Genomic DNA, 19,798 nt, shown 5'->3' with positions numbered 1-19,798 from the left:
TGTCGTTCGGGGGTGCCTGGGCGGGGCACCGAGGTGGTCACCCGACGTGGCGATACCGTCACGGGGTGACAGAAATCGATGCCGACCGGCGGTGGTCAGAGTCCATGCCGGCGGCCTACGAAAAGTATCTGGTGCCCGTGGTCTTCCGGCCCTTCGCCGAGGACCTCGCCGCGCGGGCCGCGGCACTCCACCCGGGCAGAGTCCTCGAACTGGCCGCGGGCACAGGCGTGTTGACATCAGGCCTGCTCGCAGCGGCGCCCTCGGCCGAGGTGACGGCCACCGACCTGAACGAGGCCATGGTCGCGCTCGGGTCGACCCGGGCCCCGGGCGCGGTGTGGCGGCAGGCCGACGCCCAGCGGCTGCCGTTCCCGGACGGCGGCTTCGACCTGGTGGTCTGCCAGTTCGGCGTGATGTTCTTCCCCGACCGCGTCGAGGCCTACGCCGAGGCCCGCAGGGTGCTGGCCCCGGGCGGCAGGTTCCTGTTCAACACCTGGGGCCCGCTCGGGACGCACGCCTTCCAGGTCGCGCTGCAGGCCGGGCTGGAGCGGGCCTTCCCCCACGACCCGCCGCGCTTCTTCCCGACGGTTCCGCACGGCTACGCCGACCCCGCCGTCGTGGCCGCCGATCTGGTGACGGCCGGGTTCACCGTCGAGGACGAGCAGGAGCTGACGCTCCAGGGCCGGGCCGAGTCGACCGCGGACCTCGCCACCGGGTACCTCACCGGGACGCCGGTGCGCGCGGCCGTCGAGGAGCGCGGCGACGGAACGGCCGTCCGGGCCGCCGTCATCGAGGAGATGACGGCCCGTCTGGGCCCTGGGCCGGTCACGGCCCCGATGACGGCGTACGTCTTCCGCGCCGCGGCCTGACCACCGGACCCGCCCGCGCCGAGGCCGACGAGCCCGCGGCGCCCGTTGACACACCGCTGCCACGTGGCTACCTGCGGGAATCGTCCGGCAGCCGCGCGCCCGTCGGGCAGCCGCGCGCCCGTCGGGCCGCCCCGAGCCGCGGCGACGAGTCGCGCTGGGCGGCGTAGCGTGGGCAGAGGAGAAGAGATTCCGTCGCCGTCTCATCGAGCCGTCGCCACGAGTGTGGTCGGCCGCACGTCTCGTCCCCTTCGCCGCGGCCCGATGGCGAGAGGAGGAGCGATGTCCGTCGCAGAACTGGACGCGGTGAAGCAGGAGGAGTTCGGCGGCCGCATGGTCCAGGTGCTGAACGACGCCTGCCTGTGCCTGATGACCGGTCTGGGCCACGAGAGCGGGCTGTTCGACACGATGTCCACCATGGCGCCGGCCACCAGTGCCGAGATCGCCCGGGCCGCCGGGCTGGACGAGCGCTACGTCCGCGAGTGGCTGGGCGCGATGGTGGTCGGCGGCTTCGTCGACTACCAGCCCGAGCAGGCCACCTACCACCTGCCGGCCGAGCACGCCGCGGCGCTCACCAGAGCGGCCGGGCCGGACAACCTGGCGCGGATCGCCCAGGACGTCGGCATGTGCGGGGAGGTCGAGCAGCGGGTGCTGGAAGCCTTCCGCACCGGGGCCGGGGTGCCGTACTCGGCGTACCCGCGCTTCCAGGCCCTGCAGGCGGAGGAGTCCAGGGAGGTGTACGACCTGGCCCTGGTGGACGGCATCGTCGCGCTGGTCCCCGGCCTCACCGAGCGGCTGCGGTCCGGCATCGACGCGCTGGACATCGGCACCGGCCAGGGCCACGCCGTCAACGTCCTGGCCCGAGCCTTCCCCGCCAGCCGCTTCCACGGGCTCGACCTGTCCGAGGAGGGCATCGCGGCCGCCCGCGCCGAAGCCGCCGAACTCGGCCTGACCAACACCGACTTCCAGGTCGGCGACTGCGCCGAACTGACCGGCTCCTACGACCTGATCACCGCCTTCGACGTCATCCACGACCTGGCCCGGCCCACCCGCACCCTCGCGGCCGTCGCCGGCGCCCTGAAGGACGACGGCGTCTTCCTGATGGGCGACATCTCCGCCTCCAGCCGGCTGGAGGAGAACCTCGACCACCCGCTCGGCCCCGCGCTCTACACCTTCTCGACCTTCTACTGCATGAGCGTCTCGCTCAGCGAGGGCGGCGAGGCCCTGGGCACCGTCTGGGGCGAGCAGACCGCTCTGCGGATGCTCGCCGAGGCCGGCTTCGGCCAGGTCGACACCCAGCGGGTCGAGGGCGACATCCTCAACGTCTACTACGTGGCGCGCCGCTGAGACGAACCCGCGCCGCCGCCTCCACCGCGGCGTCATCCTTCCCTGCGGGCCCTAGTGTTGGTCCCATGTCTGAGGAGACGCGCAACAGCGTGGACGGGCGGGCGGAGACTGTCGTCCAGGCCAGGAGCATCGGGGAGTTGCACTTCCATCAGCAGGGTGGCGGCCCCGAGAGCTCGGTGCCGTTCCAACTGCCGCCGGTGACCGGGCCGTTCGAGAACCGGCTGGCCGAGCAGGACCGCGTCGTCCGGGCCGTGGCGGAGCACACCGAGGACGCCGGTCCGCTGCTCGTGGCGCTGACCGGGATCGGTGGGATCGGCAAGACGGCCCTCGGATACCAGCTGGCGCGCCGGTTCGCCGACCGCTTCCCGGACGGGGTGCTGCACGTCGATCTCGACGACCTGCGCCGGGAGGGCGTGGTGGATGTCGCGGACGCCGTCGGCGGCATGCTGACGGCGCTGGGGGTTCCGCCCGAGCGGCTGGAGCGCAGCGCCGCCGGACGTTCGAAGCAGTACTGGTCGCGGACCCGGGACAAACGGCTCGTCGTCCTCGTCGACAACGCGCGGTTCGGCAGCGAGGTCCGGGCGTTCCTGCCGGCCTCGGGCCGGAGCCTGGTGATCCTCGCGAGCCATTCGCCGCTGTACGACCTCGACGGGACGGCCGCGGTGGAGGTGGCCGTCGGCCCGTTGTCCCTGGACGACGCGGTCCGGCTGCTCGGGAACATCGTGGATGACCCGCGGCTGCAGGCCGAGCCGGAGGCCGCCGCGGAACTGGCCCGGGGCTGCGGAGGCCTTCCCGCCGCGTTGCAGGTGGCCGGGCAGTGGGTGCGCAAGTACCGCCGCCGGAGCCTGTCCCGGCTGGTCGAGGAGCTGACCGCCGAGCTGCACGGGAAGGGGATTCCCATGGTCGAGGCCGTCTGGGACGCCGCGTACGAAGGGCTGGCGCCGGCCGCCGCGCGGCTCTACCGGTTGCTGCCGCAGCATCCCGGCCCCGCCCTCGGGGAGTTGCCGGCGGCCGCCCTGCTCGGCGTGGCCCCCGGCCGGGCCGCCGACGCGCTGGAGGAACTGGAGGCCGCCGGCCTGCTGGAGTACCGGCTGGACGGCTACCGCATGCACGACCTCCTGCGCGGCCACGCCGAACGCCGGGCCCGGCAGAGCGATCCGGACGGTACGGCCGGGGCGGCCGCCCGGTCGTCCGTCGTCAGGTGGTACCGGAGGCAGGCGGCCCGCGCGGACCTCACGGCGGCCGGCCGGCGGATGACCTTCGCGCCGCCGGTGGACCCGGTCGGCCCGGAGGCGGCCGACGTCGACTTCCCGGACGCGGCGGCGGCCTACCGGTGGCTGGAGTCGGCGCGGCTCGCCCTGTTCGGGTGCGTGCGGACCGCGGTCGAGGACGGACTCCACGAGGACGCCTGGGCACTCTGCGAACCGCTGTGGACCCACTTCCTCGATCATCCGCACTACGCGGACGTGATCGACGCCTTCCGGCTCGGGGTCGCCGCCGCGGATCAGGCCGAGTACCTTCCGGCCATGGTCCGGATGCGGTGCCAGCTGGCCCGACCGCTGTGGGAGCAGGGGTGCCACGAGGAGGCAGCCCGGCTCGTCGATCACGCGCGGCAGGCCTCGCTGCTGTTGGACGGAGTGCTTCCCGACCGGACGGAGGAGCGCAGACTGCAGGCGTCGGTCGTGGAGTTCAGCGGTCTGCTCAAGTCCTCGAACGGTGACCTGAGCGGGGCCGCCGCCGACTTCGAGGCGTCCCGGGCCGTGCACGCGGAGATCAAGAACAAGTACGGGGTGCTCCTGCAGACCTACCTGCTCGGCCGGACCGCCCTGGCGGCTGGGGACCTCGACGGCGCGGTCCGGTTGCTGGAGCAGAGCCATCGCATGGCGCGGGACCAGGAACGCGGCCGGATGACTTCGCGGTCGGGCTTCGAACTCGGGCGGGCGTTGCGGCTGTCGGGGCGCACTGAGGAGGCGGAGGCCTTGGTCCGGGCCGCCTTGGACGGGGCCCGCGAGCGGCGCTCGGGTACCGACGAGGTCCGGGTGCTGGAGGAACTGGCGGCCCTCGCGGAGGCTCGGGGCGACCTCGCCGAGGCCGAGCAGCACCGGGCTGCCGCCCGGCAGCTCCGGGACGGCGGCTGAGGGCCGGTCGGGTTATCAGAGTTCGTGGTCGAGGTCCTCGGGGGCGGGAGGGCACACCTGGACGCGTACGGTGAGCGGCCCCGCTCCGCAGGTGAGGACGACCGGGACGGCGGACGCGACGGCGGCGGGCGTTGCGGCACTGAGCCAGGCGTGTACCGCCGAGACCGCCGCCACCGGATCGATGCGTGACATCCGGCCCCCGGCCCGGTGCGGCTCCACCCGGATGCTGAAGAGCCCGTGCGCGCGGTGCCTGAGGAGGCACCGCTCGGCGGACAGGACCGCGGCGGCCGTACGGCAGAGCGGCGCCTCCTCCAGGACGTCGGCCGTCCAGCCGGCCGCCGTCCAGGTGGTGGAGGCCCGTCGCGGCTCGGCCGGGCCCGCCGCGGTGGCCGTCCGGGCCCACCGCCACAGCACGGCCGCGCTCTGCACCGCTCGCGGCCCGGCCTTCGGATGCTCGGCCGCGAGGTGGTGCACCGTGCGCGGGGTCTGCGGGGGGAAGCGCTCCACGCTGATCCGGAGGCCGTCCAGCTCCGTTCGGACGGCGTGGGCCGCCGGACGGTGGTTCACATCGTCCGGGGCGGGGAAGGCCCGGGCTTCCGGAGCCGCGGCGACGGGGTCCAGGCCGAGCATCCGGTAGAGGCTTCGCTGCAGTCGCGGCAGGGCCTCGCCCTGCCGCGCGAAGGCGGCCTCGGCGACGGGACGCGGGTCCGTCCCGGCGGCCTCCGGAAGGAGCTCCTCCAGTTGCCGAGCCTCGGCGAGCCGGGGAGCCAGGGCGAGCAGTCGCGCCATGGGGCTCCCGGGGAGCAACTCCTCGCCGCCGTCGTACGCGTTCACGACCGGACGTCCGAGTGCGGCCGCGTACAGGGCGGTTGATCCGTGATCAGTGACGACGGTGTCCGCCGCGACCAGGAGCGCGGCCCACTCCTCGTACGGCCGGGACAGCACCAGCCCCGCGGCCAGGGCCGGGGCCAGCCGGCGGGACAGGTCGAACGCGCCGGTCCGGCTGTACTCGTTCGGATGCAGGACCAGGGCGACCTGGAAGGCGTCCTGGGGCAGCAGGGCGACGAGTTCGCCGGGCAGGCCGGGGCGTTGGGACAGGAGGGATTCCGGCCCCCAGGTGGAGGTGAGCACGACCAGCTGTCGCGGTCCCGTCCCCAGGGCGTCGCGGTAGTGCGCGCGGTGGCCGGTGGAGGCCAGGAGCCGGTCGAGGGTGGGATCCCCGACCACGCTGGCCCGGGCCGCCAGGGGAGGGCAGTGCTGGGTCAGCAGGGCGACCTGGTCGTCGTGGGCGAGGGCGTGCAGGTCGGCCCAGGGGGTGCCGCCCGGCAGCAGGTAGGCGGGATCCATGCCCGACGGCACGCCCGGTGAACCGTCGTTGCGGACGGCCTTGTTGAAACCGGCCCCGTGCGGGAGCAGGACCCGGGGGCCGGCGAGTTTGCGCAGCTCACCCTTGGGGCTCGCGGCCAGCACCAGGTCGTGGTCGGTGCGGAGGGCTTCCTCCCACGGCACGGTCCGGGCACCGGACCGGTCGAGTGCGGCGAGGGCCTCGACCCCGAAGTCGGAACCCGGGGCGAGCGTGAAGCGGATGCTGATGCGCGGATCCCCGAGGAACACCGGCAGCACGTCCAGGAGCCGGTGGAGCGCCCCCGCGGACCGCACCGGGACCAGGACCGCCCGCTGCCCGCTGCCCGCTGCCCGCTGCCCGCTGCCCGCTGCCCGCTGCCCGCTGCCCGCTGCCCGCTGCCTGAAAACCTTCCATTGTGTCAGTTTGAAAGGATCCGACACAAGAGTGCGGAGGAGTGGCGGACTCGACTCGGTGGGCCTCGTGTGGCATGTCCCGATCGTATCGATCGAGGCATCCTCATTCCCGCCCTGCCCGGTGCAAGGGAAAGGGGTCGCCACGCTCCGTGAGGAACGTGACGACCCCGATGGCGGCCCGTGAGGACCTGTTTAGAGGTCGTAGTACAGCTCGAACTCGTGCGGGTGGGGCCGGAGGGCGATCGGGGCGATCTCGTTGGTGCGCTTGAAGTCGATCCAGGTCTCGATCAGGTCCGGGGTGAAGACGTTGCCGGCCAGGAGGTACTCGTGGTCGGCCTCGAGGGCCTCCAGGACGGCGGGGAGGGAGGAGGGTACCTGGGGGACGTTGGCGTGCTCCTCGGGGGCGAGCTCGTAGAGGTCCTTGTCGACCGGCTCCAGCGGCTCGATCTTGTTGCGGATGCCGTCGAGGCCGGCCATCAGCATGGCGGAGAAGGCCAGGTACGGGTTGGAGGACGGGTCCGGGGCGCGGAACTCGATGCGCTTGGCCTTGGCGTTGGAGCCGGTGATCGGGATGCGGATCGCGGCCGAGCGGTTGCGCTGGGAGTAGACCAGGTTGACGGGTGCCTCGAAGCCGGGGACCAGGCGGTGGTAGGAGTTCACCGACGGGTTGGTGAAGGCCAGCAGCGAGGGGGCGTGCCGGAGCAGGCCGCCGATGTAGTAGCGGGCGGTGTCGGAGAGCCCGGCGTAGCCCTGCTCGTCGTAGAAGAGCGGGGAGCCGTCGGTCCACAGCGACTGGTGGACGTGCATGCCCGAGCCGTTGTCGCCGAAGATCGGCTTCGGCATGAAGGTGGCCGTCTTGCCGTTCCGCCAGGCGACGTTCTTGATGATGTACTTGAACAGCATCAGGTCGTCGGCCGCGTGCAGCAGGGTGTTGAACTTGTAGTTGATCTCCGCCTGGCCGGCGGTGCCGACCTCGTGGTGCTGGCGCTCGACCTGCAGGCCGGACTTGGCCAGCTCCAGGGACATCTCGGCGCGCAGGTCGGCGAAGTGGTCGACCGGCGGGGTGGGGAAGTAGCCGCCCTTGTACTTGACCTTGTAGCCGCGCACGTCGCCCTCGGCGGCGCCGGTGTTCCAGGCGCCGGCCTCCGAGTCGATGTGGTAGAAGGACGCGTTGGCGCTGGTGTCGAAGCGCACCGAGTCGAAGACGTAGAACTCGGCCTCGGGCCCGAAGAACGCGGTGTCGGCGATGCCGGAGGAGGCGAGGTAGGCCTCGGCCTTCTTGGCGACGTTGCGCGGGTCGCGGCTGTAGGCCTCGCCGGTGACCGGGTCCTGGATGAAGAAGTTGATGTTGAGGTGCTTCTCGGCCCGGAAGGGGTCGAGGCGTGCGGTGGCGAGGTCCGGGACCAGGGCCATGTCGGACTCGTGGATGGCCTGGAAGCCGCGGATCGACGAACCGTCGAACATCAGGGTCTCGGACGGATCGAAGGTCGCCGCGGGTACGGAGAAGTGCTGCATGACGCCAGGCAGATCACAGAAGCGGACATCGACGAATTTCACGTCGTTGTCCTGGATGAACTGCTTCACTTCGGCGGCGTTGTTGAACATCCATCCTCCTCGGCTCGCGAATTGGGGCTCACCCTAGGAATGGGTCGTTTCCAGCCGGTGACCCGCTCGTTTCCTAGATGTTAACCGCGACCGCCGAATGGGCGGCAAAGGCCTACGGGACGGGGCAAATCGCCCCGTGGAGCTGGGGGTCCTCTGAGAAATGGTCTGGACCACAGGTAAGCCTGGTGAGCGGGATTCACCCGGTCGTGGAGCCAACCCGGTCCCGGCCCGGTCTGAGGGCGTCCCGGGCCCGGAGCCGCGCCCCGCCGGGAGGGGAGCCGGTGCCGGTCCGCGGCGTGAGCCCGGTTAGTGTGGATTCGTGGACACCAGAGAAGCGTTGGGATCGTGGATCGACGGCCCCAAGGCGGCCGCCGAGAAGATGGGTGCCGACTTCGGCTACCGCGGCGAGCGCCTCGGACTGCCCAAGGAGGGCCCCGGCTCGATCGCCGGCCCCGGCCGACGGATCGGTGCCCTGTTCGTGGACGGCTGGCTGGTCTCGCTGATCGCCTTCGGCCTGCTCGCCAAGGGCGACACGGCCGAGGCCAACCTGTGGACCCTCCCGCTCTTCTTCCTGGTCGCGGTCCTGCTGCTCTCCACCACCGGCACGACCCTCGGCAAGCGGCTGTTCGGCCTCCGGGTGATCCGCCTGGACGGGCGCCGCGCCACCATCCCGCAGGTCCTGCTGCGCACCGTGCTGCTGTGCCTGGTGGTGCCGCCGCTGGTCTGGGACCGCGACACCCGGGGCCTGCACGACAAGGCCGTCGGCACGGTCGAGGTCCGGATCTAGCGGAGCCCGGCCCCAACGGCCCCGCACCGGCCCCGCCGCGGCGCACACCGGAGCCAGTCCGGAGCCCAGGAACCCGAAAACGTCGAACGGCCCCGCCCCGGAGCTTCCGGGGCGGGGCCGTTCAGTGTTGTCAGCGGAGGGGGAGGGTCAGCGGACCTGGCCGCCCTTGGGCATCCGGGCACCCTTGGGCATCGGGCCCTTGGGGATCGGCGCCTTGGACAGCAGGTCGCCCAGCGCGCGCAGCCGGTCGTTGGTCTCGGTGACCTGGGCGGCGGTGATCGCACGGGGCAGGCGCATCAGGTGGATCTGCAGCTTCTTGAGCGGGACCTCGCCCTCGCCGGTGCCCACCACGATGTCGTGCACCGGGATGTCACCGACCACGCGTGCCATCTTCTTCTTCTCGGAGGCCAGCAGCTGGCGCACCCGGTTGGGGTTGCCCTCGCCGATCAGCGCGATACCGGCCCGGCCGACGGCGCGGTAGACCGCGTCCTGGTTGCGGGTGACCGCGACCGGGGTGGAGTTGGAACTCCAGCCGCGCCGGATGTTGTTCAGCACCGCAGCTACGGCGCCCGGCTGCCCCTCCATCTGCCCGAACGCGGCGCGTTCGGCCCGGCGCCCGAAGACGATCGCCATGGCCAGGACGGCCACGATGAAGCCCAGGATGCCCAGATAGATGGGGTGGTCGATCGCGAAGCCGATGGCGAGGAACACGCCGAAGGTCAGCAGGCCGACGCCGGCGATGATCAGGCCGATCTTGGTGTCGACCTTCTTGGTCATGGTGTACGCCAGACGGATCTGCTTCAGCCGTCCGGGGTTCTCGGATGTTTCCCTCGCCATAACGCTCATGGTACGTGGCACGGGTACGGGATATCCAAGCCCGGGTACCCGTTCGCCCGAACCGTGACCCGTCCGCCCGCACACCGTCGCGCACAGCGACGGCCGGTCTCGTCGCGCACGGCGACGGCGGACCTCACCGTCCCGCGCCGCGCGCCCCCGTCGGGCCGACCGCCCCGACCGTCCCGACCGGGCCGTCGTGCCGGCGGTCCGCCGCGTGCCGCCGGTCCTCGCACACCGCCGCCCAGGCGTTGCGCCGGGCGTGCTGCTGGCCGGGGGCCAGCAGGACGCTCTCGGCGAACCGCAGCGCCGCCCCCACCGACCGGATCCGCATCCGCATGCCGAACAGCTCCTCTCGTGGCTGAGAAGAATCGAACGCCCACCAGGCGTCCATCGTCCCCACCCCGTGTTACCAGCCCGTGACCAGGCGGTCAAAGCGTGATGAAACCCGGAAGGGCGGAGCCGCGGCTCCGCCCTTCCAATGGCTCAAACAGCTCAACAGTTCAACAGCTCAATGGACCCGAACAGCCCGAACAGCCCGAACGGCTCGAACGGCCCCCGGGACCGACGGCCAGGTCAGACCGCAGCCTGCTCGCGCTTCTCCAGCGCCTGCCGGTACAGCCGCCCGGCCCGGTACGAGGAGCGCACCAGCGGGCCCGACATGACACCGGCGAAGCCCAGCTCCTCGGCCTCCTCCTGGAGCTCGACGAACTCCTGGGGCTTGACCCAGCGCTCCACCGGGTGGTGGCGCAGCGAGGGCCGCAGGTACTGGGTGATGGTGATCAGCTCGCAGCCGGCCCCGACCAGGTCGGCCAGCGCCTGGCTGACCTCCTCGCGGGTCTCGCCCATGCCCAGGATCAGGTTGGACTTGGTGACCAGTCCGGCGGCGCGGGCCTGGGTGATGACGTCCAGGGAGCGCTCGTAGCGGAAGGCCGGGCGGATCCGCTTGAAGATGCGCGGCACGGTCTCGACGTTGTGGGCGAGCACCTCGGGGCGCGAGGAGAAGACCTCGGCCAGCTGCTCGGGCACCGCGTTGAAGTCGGGGATGAGCAGCTCGACGCCGGTGCGGCCGGCCGCGCGCTCGGCGGTCATCGCGTGCACCTGGCGGACGGTCTCGGCGTACAGCCAGGCGCCGCCGTCCTCCAGGTCGTCGCGGGCGACGCCGGTGATGGTGGCGTAGTTGAGGTCCATGGTGACGATGGACTCGGCGACCCGGCGGGGCTCGTCGCGGTCGAACTCGGCGGGCTTGCCGGTGTCGATCTGGCAGAAGTCGCAGCGGCGGGTGCACTGGTCACCGCCGATGAGGAAGGTCGCCTCGCGGTCCTCCCAGCACTCGAAGATGTTGGGACAGCCGGCCTCCTGGCAGACCGTGTGCAGTCCCTCCTTCTTCACCAGCGACTGGAGGGCGTTGTACTCCGGCCCCATCTTCGCGCGGGTCTTGATCCACTCGGGCTTCCGCTCGATGGGGGTCTCGCTGTTGCGGACCTCCAGGCGGAGCAGCTTCCTGCCGTCGGGCGCGACAGCGGACACGTGCGACTCCTAGAACTAGACGGGGTACCCCCAGGGTACGCCTGTGGTTGTGCGGCCTTCGTCGGGCCTGCCGCCCTGCAATCGCAGGGCAACACGGCTACCGGCCAGTAGATTCCCAGTGGCTGGCGGGATTCCAGCGTGCTCCGGGAAGACTTCAGCCGCTGAGCGAGCGACTGAGCGCGGGCTCCGGCAGCTCGGCGAAGACGTCCTTGAGGTGCCGTTCGACCGACGGCAGCGCCTCGCTCACCGGGAAGTCCCGGCCCAGCTCGCCGGCCAGCGAGGCGACGCCCGCGTCCCGGATGCCGCACGGCACGATCTTGTCGAAGTACGTCATCTCCGGATCGCAGTTGAGCGCGAAGCCGTGCATGGTCACCCCGCGGGCGACCCGCACGCCGATCGCGGCGAGCTTGCGGTCGCCGCCGCGCTGCCCGGCGTTGGACGGCGCGTACTCGGGCCCGGCCAGCCGCGGGTCGATGCCCAGCGGCAGGCCCATCCGCAGGGTCAGCTTGCCGATGTCGACCACCTCGGCCGGGTCCACCACGGCGTCCGGGAGGTTCTCGCCGAGCACCCAGACCCCGCTGCGGCCCTCGACCCGGGTGGTCCCGACGCCGAAGTCGGCGGCGGCGCGGATCAGCGCCTCCTCCAGTCGGCGGACGTAGGCGATCACGTCGATCGGGTCGGGCAGCTTGATGATCGGGTAGCCGACCAGCTGGCCGGGGCCGTGCCAGGTGATCTCGCCGCCCCGGTTGACCTCGACCACCGGGGTGCCGTCCAGCGGCAGGTCGGCGGGGTTGGTGCGCTTGCCCATGGTGTAGACGGGCGGGTGCTCCAGCAGCAGCACGGTGTCGGGGATCTCGTCCGCGACCCGCAGCGCGTGCAGTCGCTGCTGTTCCTCCCACGCCTCCTCGTACGGGACGACGTGCTCGCCTATGCCCATTCGGACGAAACGTACGTTCTCGCTCACCGCTGCCGCTCCTTGCCAGGCGTTCGAGACCAACCTCGCCACTGTACGCCCACGCCCGCGTCACCCGTTCAGCCGTCCCGTCCCGCCTCTCCGTCAGCCCTCCCCGATCCCGCCCCCGATCCCGATCCCGATGCCGCCCCCGCCCCCGATGCCGCCCCCGGCCCCGGTCCCGATCCGGACCCCGCCCCGCCCCCGGCCAGCAGTTGCAGGCGCAGCGCCAGTTGCAGCTCCAGCGACCGCTCCGGCCGGTTCCAGTCCCCGCCCAGCAGTGCCTCGACCCGGTCCAGCCGCTGGACCACCGTGTTCACGTGGACGTGCAGCTCGTCCTTGGCCCTGGTCAGGCTGCCGCCGCAGTCGAAGTAGGCGCGCAGGGTGCGGACCAGCTCGGTGCCGCGCCGGGCGTCGTAGGCGAGCAGCGGGCCGAGCGTGGCGCCGACGAAGCCGTCCACGTCGTGGCCGTCGCCGAGCAGCACCCCGAGGAAGCCGAGCGCACCGGCCGAGGCGCCCTCCCCGGCGCGGCCGAGCACCCGCAGGGCCCGTACGCAGCGCAGGCCCTCGGCGTACGAGGCGGCCAGGGCGACCGGCCCGGCGGCGGGGCGCCCGGCGCCGACGGTGACGGCGAAGCCCGCCAGCCGGGCCAGCCGTTCGGCGGCCCGCCGGGCGGTCTCCTCCGGGTCCTCGGCGCGGCCCGGGGCGACGGGCACCAGCAGCGCGACCGCCTCGCCGTGCTCGGCGCTGAGGCCGCGGGAGCCGAACAGGTACCGCCGGGCCGCGCCGGCTAGCCGCCCCCGGTCGCCGCCGTCGCGGTCGGCGGGTTCGGCGGCCAGCGCCAGGTGCGGCCGGGCGAGGTCGACCCCGAGCCGACGGCCGCGGGCGGTGAGCCCGGCCGGGTCGCGGTCGGGGGCGGTGAGCAGGTCGGTGAGCAGTTCGCCGCGGATCCGGTTCTCGGTCTCCGCGACCGAGCGGCGCAGCAGCAGGGCCAGCGCGGTCACCACGCCGGCCCGTTCGAACAGCCGCCGGTCGGGGTCGTCCAGGTCGGGCCGGCCGCGCAGCACCAGGGTGCCGAGCACGTCGTGCCCGGCCAGCACCGCGCACACCCAGAGCCCGTGGTGCCGTACGGACCGGCCCTCGGCCCGGGAGGCGGCCACCGCGTCGGCGAGTTCGGCCGCGGTGGCGGGCGGTCCGGCCAGTGGCTCGTCCTCGGCGTCCAGGACGGTCGTCTCGCCGCCCAGCAGGTGGGCGACGGCGGCGGCCACGTCCGACACCTCGGCGCCGCGCAGCACCAGGTCGGTCAGCCGGTCGTGGGCCTGCTCGGCGCGCTGGACGGCGGCGGAGTGGGCCCGGACCAGCTCGTTGGCGGCGTTGAGTTCGGCCAGCGCGGCCCGGGTGTCGGCCAGCGCTCCGGCGGTGTCCAGGGCGATCGCGGCGTGCGCGGCCAGGGTGCAGAGCAGCGCGACCTCGTCGGGGGAGAAGGCGCGCGGCGAGCGGTCGGCGGCGAACAGGACGCCGATGACCTCGCCGCCGAGCAGCAGCGGTACGCCGATGATCGCCACCAGGCCCTCGTCCAGCACGCCCGCGTCGATCGTGCCGGTGTGGCGGAAGCGCCCGTCGGTGCGGTAGTCGGGGGTGGCGTAGGGGCGGGCGGTCTGGGCGACCAGCCCGCCCAGGCCGTCGCCGAGGCTGAGTCGCAGGGTCTGGAACAGGACGGAGACCGAGCCGTCGGTGACTCGCATGTAGGTGTCGCCGGCGGCCTCGTCCGGCAGGGTCAGGTACGCGGTGTCGGTGCCGAGCAGCATCCGGGCCCGGCGGACGATGGCCTGCAGCACGGTGTCCAGGTCCCGGGAGGCGGCGAGGTCCCCGGCGGTGTCGAACAGCGCCGTCAACTCGGCTTCCCGGCGCCGGTGTTGGCGCAGGGTGCGGTGCACCCGCAGGGCCTGCCAGGTGGCTTCGTCGATCTCGGCGAGGACGCCGGCCGGCGCCCCGCGGCGGCGGGCGTCGGCCAGCACCTCGGCGAAGTCCTCGGTGGCGGAGCCGGAGGCGAGCAGGTCGAGCAGCCGTCGCAGCGCGGGCGCGGCGCTCTCGTCGGGCCGGTTCATCCGGGGTGGTTCATGGTGCGGGCCGCCAATCGGCGTCGGGTCCGTCGGTGCCGAGGAATCGCGATGCTATCGGCTCGACGTTCAGGCCACGGCGGGCTTTCCGACCGTCGTACCGTCCGTCGACGGCTCCTCCGCGACCTCCGCCAGGTCCTGCCCCCTGGTCTCCCGCCCGCACAGCACCGCCAGCACGGTGACCGCCGCCGCGATCGCCACGTACACCGAGACGGGGGTGGCGCTGCCGTAGTCCTTGAGCAGCGCGGTCGCGATCAGCGGTGCCGGCGCACCGGCCGCCACCGAGGCGAACTGGGCGCCGATCGAGGCCCCGGAGTAGCGCAGCCGGGTCGCGAACAGCTCGGAGAAGAAGGCCGCCTGCGGGGCGTACATCGCGCTGTGGAACACCAGGCCGACCGTCACCGCGACGACCAGCTGCCCGAACGAGCGAGTGTCCACCAGCCCGAAGAACACGAACGCCCAGGCCCCGACCCCGGCCGCGCCCACCAGGTACACCGGCCTGCGCCCGACCCGGTCGGACAGCGCCCCGAACAGCGGGATCAGCGCGAACTGGATCGCGGAGCCGATCAGTACGGCGTTCAGCGCGCTCTGCTTGTCGAAGTGCGCGTGGGTGACGGCGTAGGCCAGGACGAAGGTGGTCATCACGTAGTACGAGATGTTCTCCGCCATCCGTGCGCCCATGGCCACCAGCACCTCCCGCCAGTGGTGCTTCAACACCCCGACCAGCGGCGCCTGTTCGGTCTCGGGCCGGTTCGCGACCGCCTGCCGGAACAGCGGCGACTCCTCCACGGCCAGCCGGATCCACAGCCCGACGCCGACCAGCACCGCCGACAGCAGGAACGGCACCCGCCACCCCCACGCCAGGAACGCGCTCTCCGACTGCACCGCCGTCATCAGCGACAGCACGCCCGCCGCCAGCAGGTTCCCGGCCGGCGCCCCGCCCTGCGGCCACGACGCCCAGAACCCCCGCCGCCGCCGGTCCCCGTGCTCCGACACCAGCAGCACCGCCCCGCCCCACTCGCCGCCGAGCGCGAAGCCCTGCACCAGCCGCAGCGCGGTCAGCAGCACCGGCGCCGCCACCCCGACCGAGTCGTACGTCGGCAGCAGCCCGATCGCCGTGGTCGACCCGCCCATCAGCAGCAGGCTCACCACCAGCAGTCTCTTCCGGCCCACCCGGTCGCCGAAGTGACCGAACACCAGCGCTCCGACCGGCCGGGCCGCGAACCCGATCGCGTAGGTCAGGAACGACAGCAGCGTCCCGGTCAGCGGGTCGGTGTTCGGGAAGAACAGCTTCCCGAACACCAGCGCCGCGGCCGTTCCGTACAAGAAGTAGTCGTACCACTCGATCGTCGTGCCGATCAGACTCGCGGCCACCACTCGCGGGAGTGAACTGGTGGTAGCCGCCGAAGCTCGTGCGGGGGCGTTCATGGTCACCACTTCCAGGTGCAGGGGGACGGGGACGGTGTCGCCACAAGGTAGGGAGCCCACGCTCGGCGGCCTATGTGGGCGACCCACACAGCCCGCCGGCCCCCGGTGGCCGGTCACTCCACGACGGTCGAGCACGCCCTAGTGCGCCGTCCAGCCGCCGTCGATCGGCAGGCTGGCACCGGTGATGTAGGCGGCGGCAGGGGAGCAGAGCCAGAGGGCGAGTTGGGCGACCTCCTCGGGTTCGATGAGCCGCTTGACGGCGGTCCGGTCGAGCATGATCCGCTCGACCACCTCCTCCTCGGGGATGCCGTGGGCCAGTGCCTGGGCGGCGATCTGCTGCTCAACCAGGGGGGTCCGGACGTACCCGGGGTTGAGGCAGTTGCTGGTGACCCCGTACGGGGCGCCCTCCAGGGCGACGGTCTTGCTGAGGCCCTCCAGGGCGTGCTTGGCCGTGACGTACGCGGACTTGAAGGCGCTGGCGCGCAGGCCGTGGACGGAGGAGACGTTGACGATCCGGCCCCACCCCCGCTCGTACATGTGCGGGAGGGTGCGGCGCAGGATCCGGAACGGGGCCTCGACCATGACGCGTTGGATGAGGGTGAAGCGTTCGACCGGGAACTCGTGGACGGGGGCGACGTGTTGGAGGCCGGCGTTGTTGACCACGACGTCGGCGTCCGCGGGCAGGGCGTCCACGGCCGCGGGATCGGCCAGGTCGGCGACGATCGCCCGCCCGCCGATCCGGTCCGCGAGCTCCCGGGCCGGGGTGGCCGCGAGGTCGACGACGTAGACCCGGGCGCCGGCCCCGGCGAGGGCTTCGGCGCAGGCCCGGCCGATGCCCGAGGCGGCCCCGGTGACCAGGGCCGTGCGGCCGTCGAGCGGGCGGGCAGTAGAGGTGTCCATGACCGAGAACGGTAGGAATCCGGCGGCGCCGCTCCCATGTGGCGGACCGACACAGCATCCCGCTGTGTCATGGCATCGACCACCACCGACGCCGGTTGACGGTTCGCCCCCGTACGGCCAAACCCATCCTGGCTTCGCTTCCCCACAATGGGCGCGCTTGCTTCACCCGTTCGGAGGATTGGTCGGTCAGATCCACCCATAGCGCCCGAATGCTCGCTACATTCACGCCGATTCCCGACAGGGGGCGCCGCCCCGGGCGAGCCGAACTGCTGGTGGAGCCCGGTGCGACGTCCGAGAGGTGTTGACTGACATGTCCCAACGGCCTGCAACCGACAGCCCGGCGTACGGACCGCTCGACCCGCTCGGCCAGCGCCGAGGCCCGGTCGGCCGGGCCCTTCCGGACGCGCCCGACGCCCTGACCGCCGACACGCTGACCGCTGATCCGCTGACCGCTGACCCGATGGCCGCCGACGCCCCGACCGCCGAGGAACTGCGACTGCCCGCGCAGGCCACACCCGCCCGGCACGAAGCCACCGCCGCGCCCGCCCCCGCGACCACCAGCGGCCACGGCAGCCACACCGGCCACTCCGGCCCGACGCCGCAGAACGGCCAACTCGCCGCCCTGATCGAGGAGGCCGGCTTCTCGCACGCGGGCCTGGCCCGCCGGGTCGACCAGCTCGGCCTGGAGCACGGCCTCGACCTGCGCTACGACAAGACCTCGGTCACCCGCTGGCTGCGCGGCCAGCAACCCCGCGGCGCCACCCCGGCGCTGATCGCCGAGGTCTTCACCCGCCGCCTCGGCCGCCGCCTCACCGCCCAGGACCTCGGCCTGGACGCCTGCGCCCCGGTCTACGCGGGCCTGGAGTTCGCCGAGACCCCGCAGGAGGCGGTGGACATCGTGGCGAGCATGTGGCGCAAGGACAACGGCCCGCAGTCCGAACTGCGCCGGATCGCCTTCACCCCGGCCGGCCTGGTCGTCCCCAGCCGGGACTGGCTGATCGGCCGCACCGACGAGCGGGTCGCCCGGGACGGCTCCACGCTGACCCGCCCGGACACCGCCACCGGTCCGCCCGGCGCCGCCCCCGGCGCGCCCGCGTCGAGCGCGCCCGGCGCACCCGCCGCGAGCCCGGCGCGCACCCAGCCCACCGGCGCCCCGGGCGTGCGCAGCACCGCCGGAACCACCGGCACCGCCGCCACCATCGGCCGGGTGCCCACCCAGAGCCGCCGCCCGCCCGCCGCCGTCGAACCGCCGTACACCGACCCGACCCGGGAGGCCCGCCCCGCCCTGCGGGTCGGCCGCGGCGACATCGCCGCCATCCGCGCCGTCGGCGACCTCTTCCGCGCGCTCGACCACGCCTACGGCGGCGGCCACGCCCGCCAGGCGCTGGTCCGCTACCTGGAGAGCGAGGCCGAGCCGATGCTGCGCGGCCGCTACGGCGAGCAGATCGGCCGCGCCCTGTTCGGAGCTGTCGCCGACCTCACCAGGCTGGCCGGCTGGACGTCCTTCGACATCGCCGCGCACGGCCTCGCCCAGCGCTACTTCGTCCAGGCGCTGCGCCTCTCCCAGGCCGCCGGGGACCGCGCGCTCGGCGGCTACGTGCTGGTGACGATGAGCCAGCAGGCCGTCCACCTGGGCCACGGCCGGGAGGCCGTCCAGCTCGCCCGGGTCGCCCAGCAGGGCGTCGGCACCGCCGTCCCGCCGGTGGTCCAGTCGCTGATGCACGCCGCCGAGGCCCGGGGCCACGGCCTGCTGGGCGACGTCCGCTCCTGCACCACCGCGCTGGTCCGGGCCGAACGTTCACTCGCGGCCTCCCGTACCGGCGACGAACTGCCCTCCTGGGCGCGGTACTTCGACGAGGCCCAGCTCTCCGACGAGTTCGCCCACTGCTACCGCGACCTCCAGCAGTGGCGCACCTCCGCGCAGCACGCCGAGAAGTCGCTGCGGCTGCGCTCGCCCGCCTACGCGCGCAGCCGGATCTTCTGCCGGCTGGTGCTGGCCACCGCCCGGCTCGGCATGGGGGACCTCGACGAGGCCTGCACCATGGCCACCGACGCGCTGCGCGCGGCGGGGGAGATGCGCTCGGCCCGCTCGCTGGAGTACGTCCGGGACTTCCACCGCCGCCTCACCCCGTACCGGGGCAGCCAGGTGGCCCGGGCCTTCGAGGAGACGGCCCGCCAGGCGGGCGTGATCTGACGGAACCGGCCGTGCGAGGGCCGGGAGCTCACCAGCTCTCGGCCCGGACCCTCGGCCGCTCGGCGTCGGCCGGCGCCTGCCGCCCGCCCCGCACCCGCTGCGCCGCCAGCGGGAACACCAGGACCGACAGCATCCCGGCGCCGACCAGCGCCGCCGCCGTCGAGGAGGGCAGGTGCCCGGCCTCCACCTCGATCGTGGTGATCACCACGACCAGCGGCAGCGCCGTCGACGCGTACAGCCCGAGCGCCGCACGGTCCCGCCCGCCCAGCCCGCCCGGGGCGAGCAGCCCGGCCGGCAGACCGCGTACGGCGAGGAACAGCAGCAGGAACACCGGGACGAGCAGCAGCGTGCCGGGGTCGTCCAGCAGCGCGTTCAGGTCGAAGTTCATCCCGCTGACCACGAAGAAGATCGGCACCAGGAAGCCGAAGCCGATGCTCTCCAGCTTGGCCTCGATCACCTCCTCCTCGGCCCGGCGGATGTCGGAGAGCAACAGCCGGGAGACGATCCCGGCGGTGAAGGCGCCGAGCAGCATGTCCAGGTCGAGCCAGAGCGCGGCCGCGACCATGACGGCCAGCACCAGGATCACCGCCCGGATCGCGAACTGCCCGGAGGTGCGCAGGGTCCGCTCGATCAGCCGGGTGGCCCAGGCCGGGCGCGGCCGGCGGGCGCCGAGCACGGCGACGGCGGTGATCACCGCGAAGGCGCCGAGGATGACCGCGGTCCGGGCGGGGGAGTTGCCGCTGAGCAGCACGGCGATCGCGATGATCGGGCCGAACTCCCCGACCGCACCGGTGGCCATCACCAACGAGCCGAAGGGAGTGGGCAGTTCGCCGGAGTCGCGGAGGATCGGCAGGATCGTGCCGAGCGCGGTGGTGGTGAGCACCAGCCCGGCGAAGGCGCCGTCCCACGGGTCCCGGTTGACCAGGGCGCCGATGCCGAGGGCCAGTACGAGCGAGACCAGCCACGCGGTGCCCGCCCGCTTCAACGGGCCGCCGCGCAGCTTGGCGAAGTCGATCTCGTACCCGGCGAGGAACATCAGCATGGCCAGGCCGAACTGGGACAGCGCCTTCACCAGGTCGTCGACGTGCGCCCAGTCCAGGACGTCCGGGCCGATCAGGACGCCGAGCACGATCTCGAACACCACGGTCGGCACGGCGATCCAGCGCAGCAGCCGGTCGGCGAGCAGCGGCGCGGTGACGGCTGCGGCGGGGATCAGGATCAGCGTCACCGGGTGGGCGGAGGTGCTCACCGGGCGGCCGGCCGGGCGACGGCGGTCGCTCGGACGGCGCGGGCCGCCCGAGCCATCCGATGAGCGGTCAGAACGGTCATGCCGGGCATCCTG

Annotated in this window: 15 protein-coding genes; 5 read left to right on the top strand and 10 right to left on the bottom strand. The window is 73.1% G+C overall.

Annotated features, from left to right (window positions below; all coding sequences use genetic code 11):
• Positions 1-104 precede the first annotated feature (104 nt).
• The 3 genes from AB0F71_RS04510 (at position 105) to AB0F71_RS04500 (ending at position 4,348) form a co-directional block, all read left to right on the top strand.
• Positions 105-866, top strand: coding sequence for a class I SAM-dependent methyltransferase (locus AB0F71_RS04510; RefSeq protein ID WP_360228952.1), 762 nt, complete (start codon positions 105-107; stop codon positions 864-866).
• A gap of 279 nt (positions 867-1,145) precedes the next feature.
• On the top strand, positions 1,146-2,210 hold the full coding sequence (locus tag AB0F71_RS04505; protein WP_360228024.1) for a class I SAM-dependent methyltransferase: 1,065 nt from the start codon (positions 1,146-1,148) through the stop codon (positions 2,208-2,210).
• A 65-nt stretch (positions 2,211-2,275) separates the two neighbouring features.
• Entirely contained in the window at positions 2,276-4,348 is a 2,073-nt protein-coding gene (locus AB0F71_RS04500; protein WP_360228021.1) for an NB-ARC domain-containing protein, read from the top strand.
• 15 nt (positions 4,349-4,363) lie between these two features.
• Here the strand turns inward: AB0F71_RS04500 and AB0F71_RS04495 are convergent, their stop codons facing one another.
• Positions 4,364-6,007, bottom strand: a complete 1,644-nt coding sequence (locus AB0F71_RS04495) for a translation initiation factor 2 (protein WP_360228018.1) — start codon at positions 6,005-6,007, stop codon at positions 4,364-4,366.
• A 291-nt stretch (positions 6,008-6,298) separates the two neighbouring features.
• Positions 6,299-7,711 carry a type I glutamate--ammonia ligase gene (gene glnA, locus AB0F71_RS04490; protein WP_360228015.1) on the bottom strand — a complete coding sequence of 471 codons (1,413 nt, stop codon included), beginning with the start codon at positions 7,709-7,711 and terminating at the stop codon, positions 6,299-6,301.
• Positions 7,712-8,030: 319 nt separating this feature from the next.
• Here glnA and AB0F71_RS04485 point away from each other — a divergent pair, with 319 nt between their 5' ends.
• Entirely contained in the window at positions 8,031-8,498 is a 468-nt protein-coding gene (locus AB0F71_RS04485) for an RDD family protein (protein ID WP_360228012.1), read from the top strand.
• A gap of 147 nt (positions 8,499-8,645) precedes the next feature.
• On the opposite strand, the gene AB0F71_RS04480 is transcribed toward AB0F71_RS04485, so the two are convergent.
• From AB0F71_RS04480 to AB0F71_RS04450, 7 genes are all read right to left on the bottom strand, one after another.
• Positions 8,646-9,335, bottom strand: coding sequence for a DUF4191 domain-containing protein (locus AB0F71_RS04480; protein WP_360228010.1), 690 nt, complete (start codon positions 9,333-9,335; stop codon positions 8,646-8,648).
• 133 nt (positions 9,336-9,468) lie between these two features.
• Positions 9,469-9,672 (bottom strand): hypothetical protein, encoded by a 204-nt coding sequence (locus AB0F71_RS04475; protein ID WP_360228007.1) that lies wholly within the window; start codon positions 9,670-9,672, stop codon positions 9,469-9,471.
• A gap of 236 nt (positions 9,673-9,908) precedes the next feature.
• The gene (gene lipA, locus AB0F71_RS04470) at positions 9,909-10,862 is read right to left on the bottom strand and encodes a lipoyl synthase (RefSeq protein ID WP_350504590.1); all 954 of its coding nucleotides are present in this window, start codon (positions 10,860-10,862) and stop codon (positions 9,909-9,911) included.
• A 154-nt stretch (positions 10,863-11,016) separates the two neighbouring features.
• Positions 11,017-11,826, bottom strand: coding sequence for a lipoyl(octanoyl) transferase LipB (gene lipB, locus AB0F71_RS04465; protein ID WP_360228004.1), 810 nt, complete (start codon positions 11,824-11,826; stop codon positions 11,017-11,019).
• Between the two features lie 68 nt (positions 11,827-11,894).
• A complete protein-coding gene (locus AB0F71_RS04460; RefSeq protein WP_360228001.1) occupies positions 11,895-13,922 on the bottom strand; it encodes a GAF domain-containing protein in 2,028 nt (675 codons plus the stop codon).
• An 81-nt stretch (positions 13,923-14,003) separates the two neighbouring features.
• Positions 14,004-15,362 carry an MFS transporter gene (locus tag AB0F71_RS04455; RefSeq protein WP_360227998.1) on the bottom strand — a complete coding sequence of 453 codons (1,359 nt, stop codon included), beginning with the start codon at positions 15,360-15,362 and terminating at the stop codon, positions 14,004-14,006.
• A gap of 138 nt (positions 15,363-15,500) precedes the next feature.
• Entirely contained in the window at positions 15,501-16,262 is a 762-nt protein-coding gene (locus AB0F71_RS04450; RefSeq protein ID WP_360227995.1) for a 3-hydroxybutyrate dehydrogenase, read from the bottom strand.
• Between the two features lie 310 nt (positions 16,263-16,572).
• Here AB0F71_RS04450 and AB0F71_RS04445 point away from each other — a divergent pair, with 310 nt between their 5' ends.
• Positions 16,573-18,456, top strand: coding sequence for a regulator (locus tag AB0F71_RS04445; RefSeq protein ID WP_360227992.1), 1,884 nt, complete (start codon positions 16,573-16,575; stop codon positions 18,454-18,456).
• A 28-nt stretch (positions 18,457-18,484) separates the two neighbouring features.
• Here AB0F71_RS04445 and AB0F71_RS04440 read toward each other — a convergent pair whose 3' ends face one another.
• Positions 18,485-19,705, bottom strand: a complete 1,221-nt coding sequence (locus AB0F71_RS04440; protein WP_360227989.1) for a cation:proton antiporter — start codon at positions 19,703-19,705, stop codon at positions 18,485-18,487.
• Between the last annotated feature and the right edge of the window lie 93 nt (positions 19,706-19,798).

The sequence above is a fragment of the Kitasatospora sp. NPDC028055 genome, from assembly GCF_040637885.1.
GTDB lineage: Bacteria > Actinomycetota > Actinomycetes > Streptomycetales > Streptomycetaceae > Kitasatospora.
The sequence above is the reverse complement of the archived record's forward strand: the minus strand, read 5'-3'. Positions and strand labels throughout refer to the sequence as shown.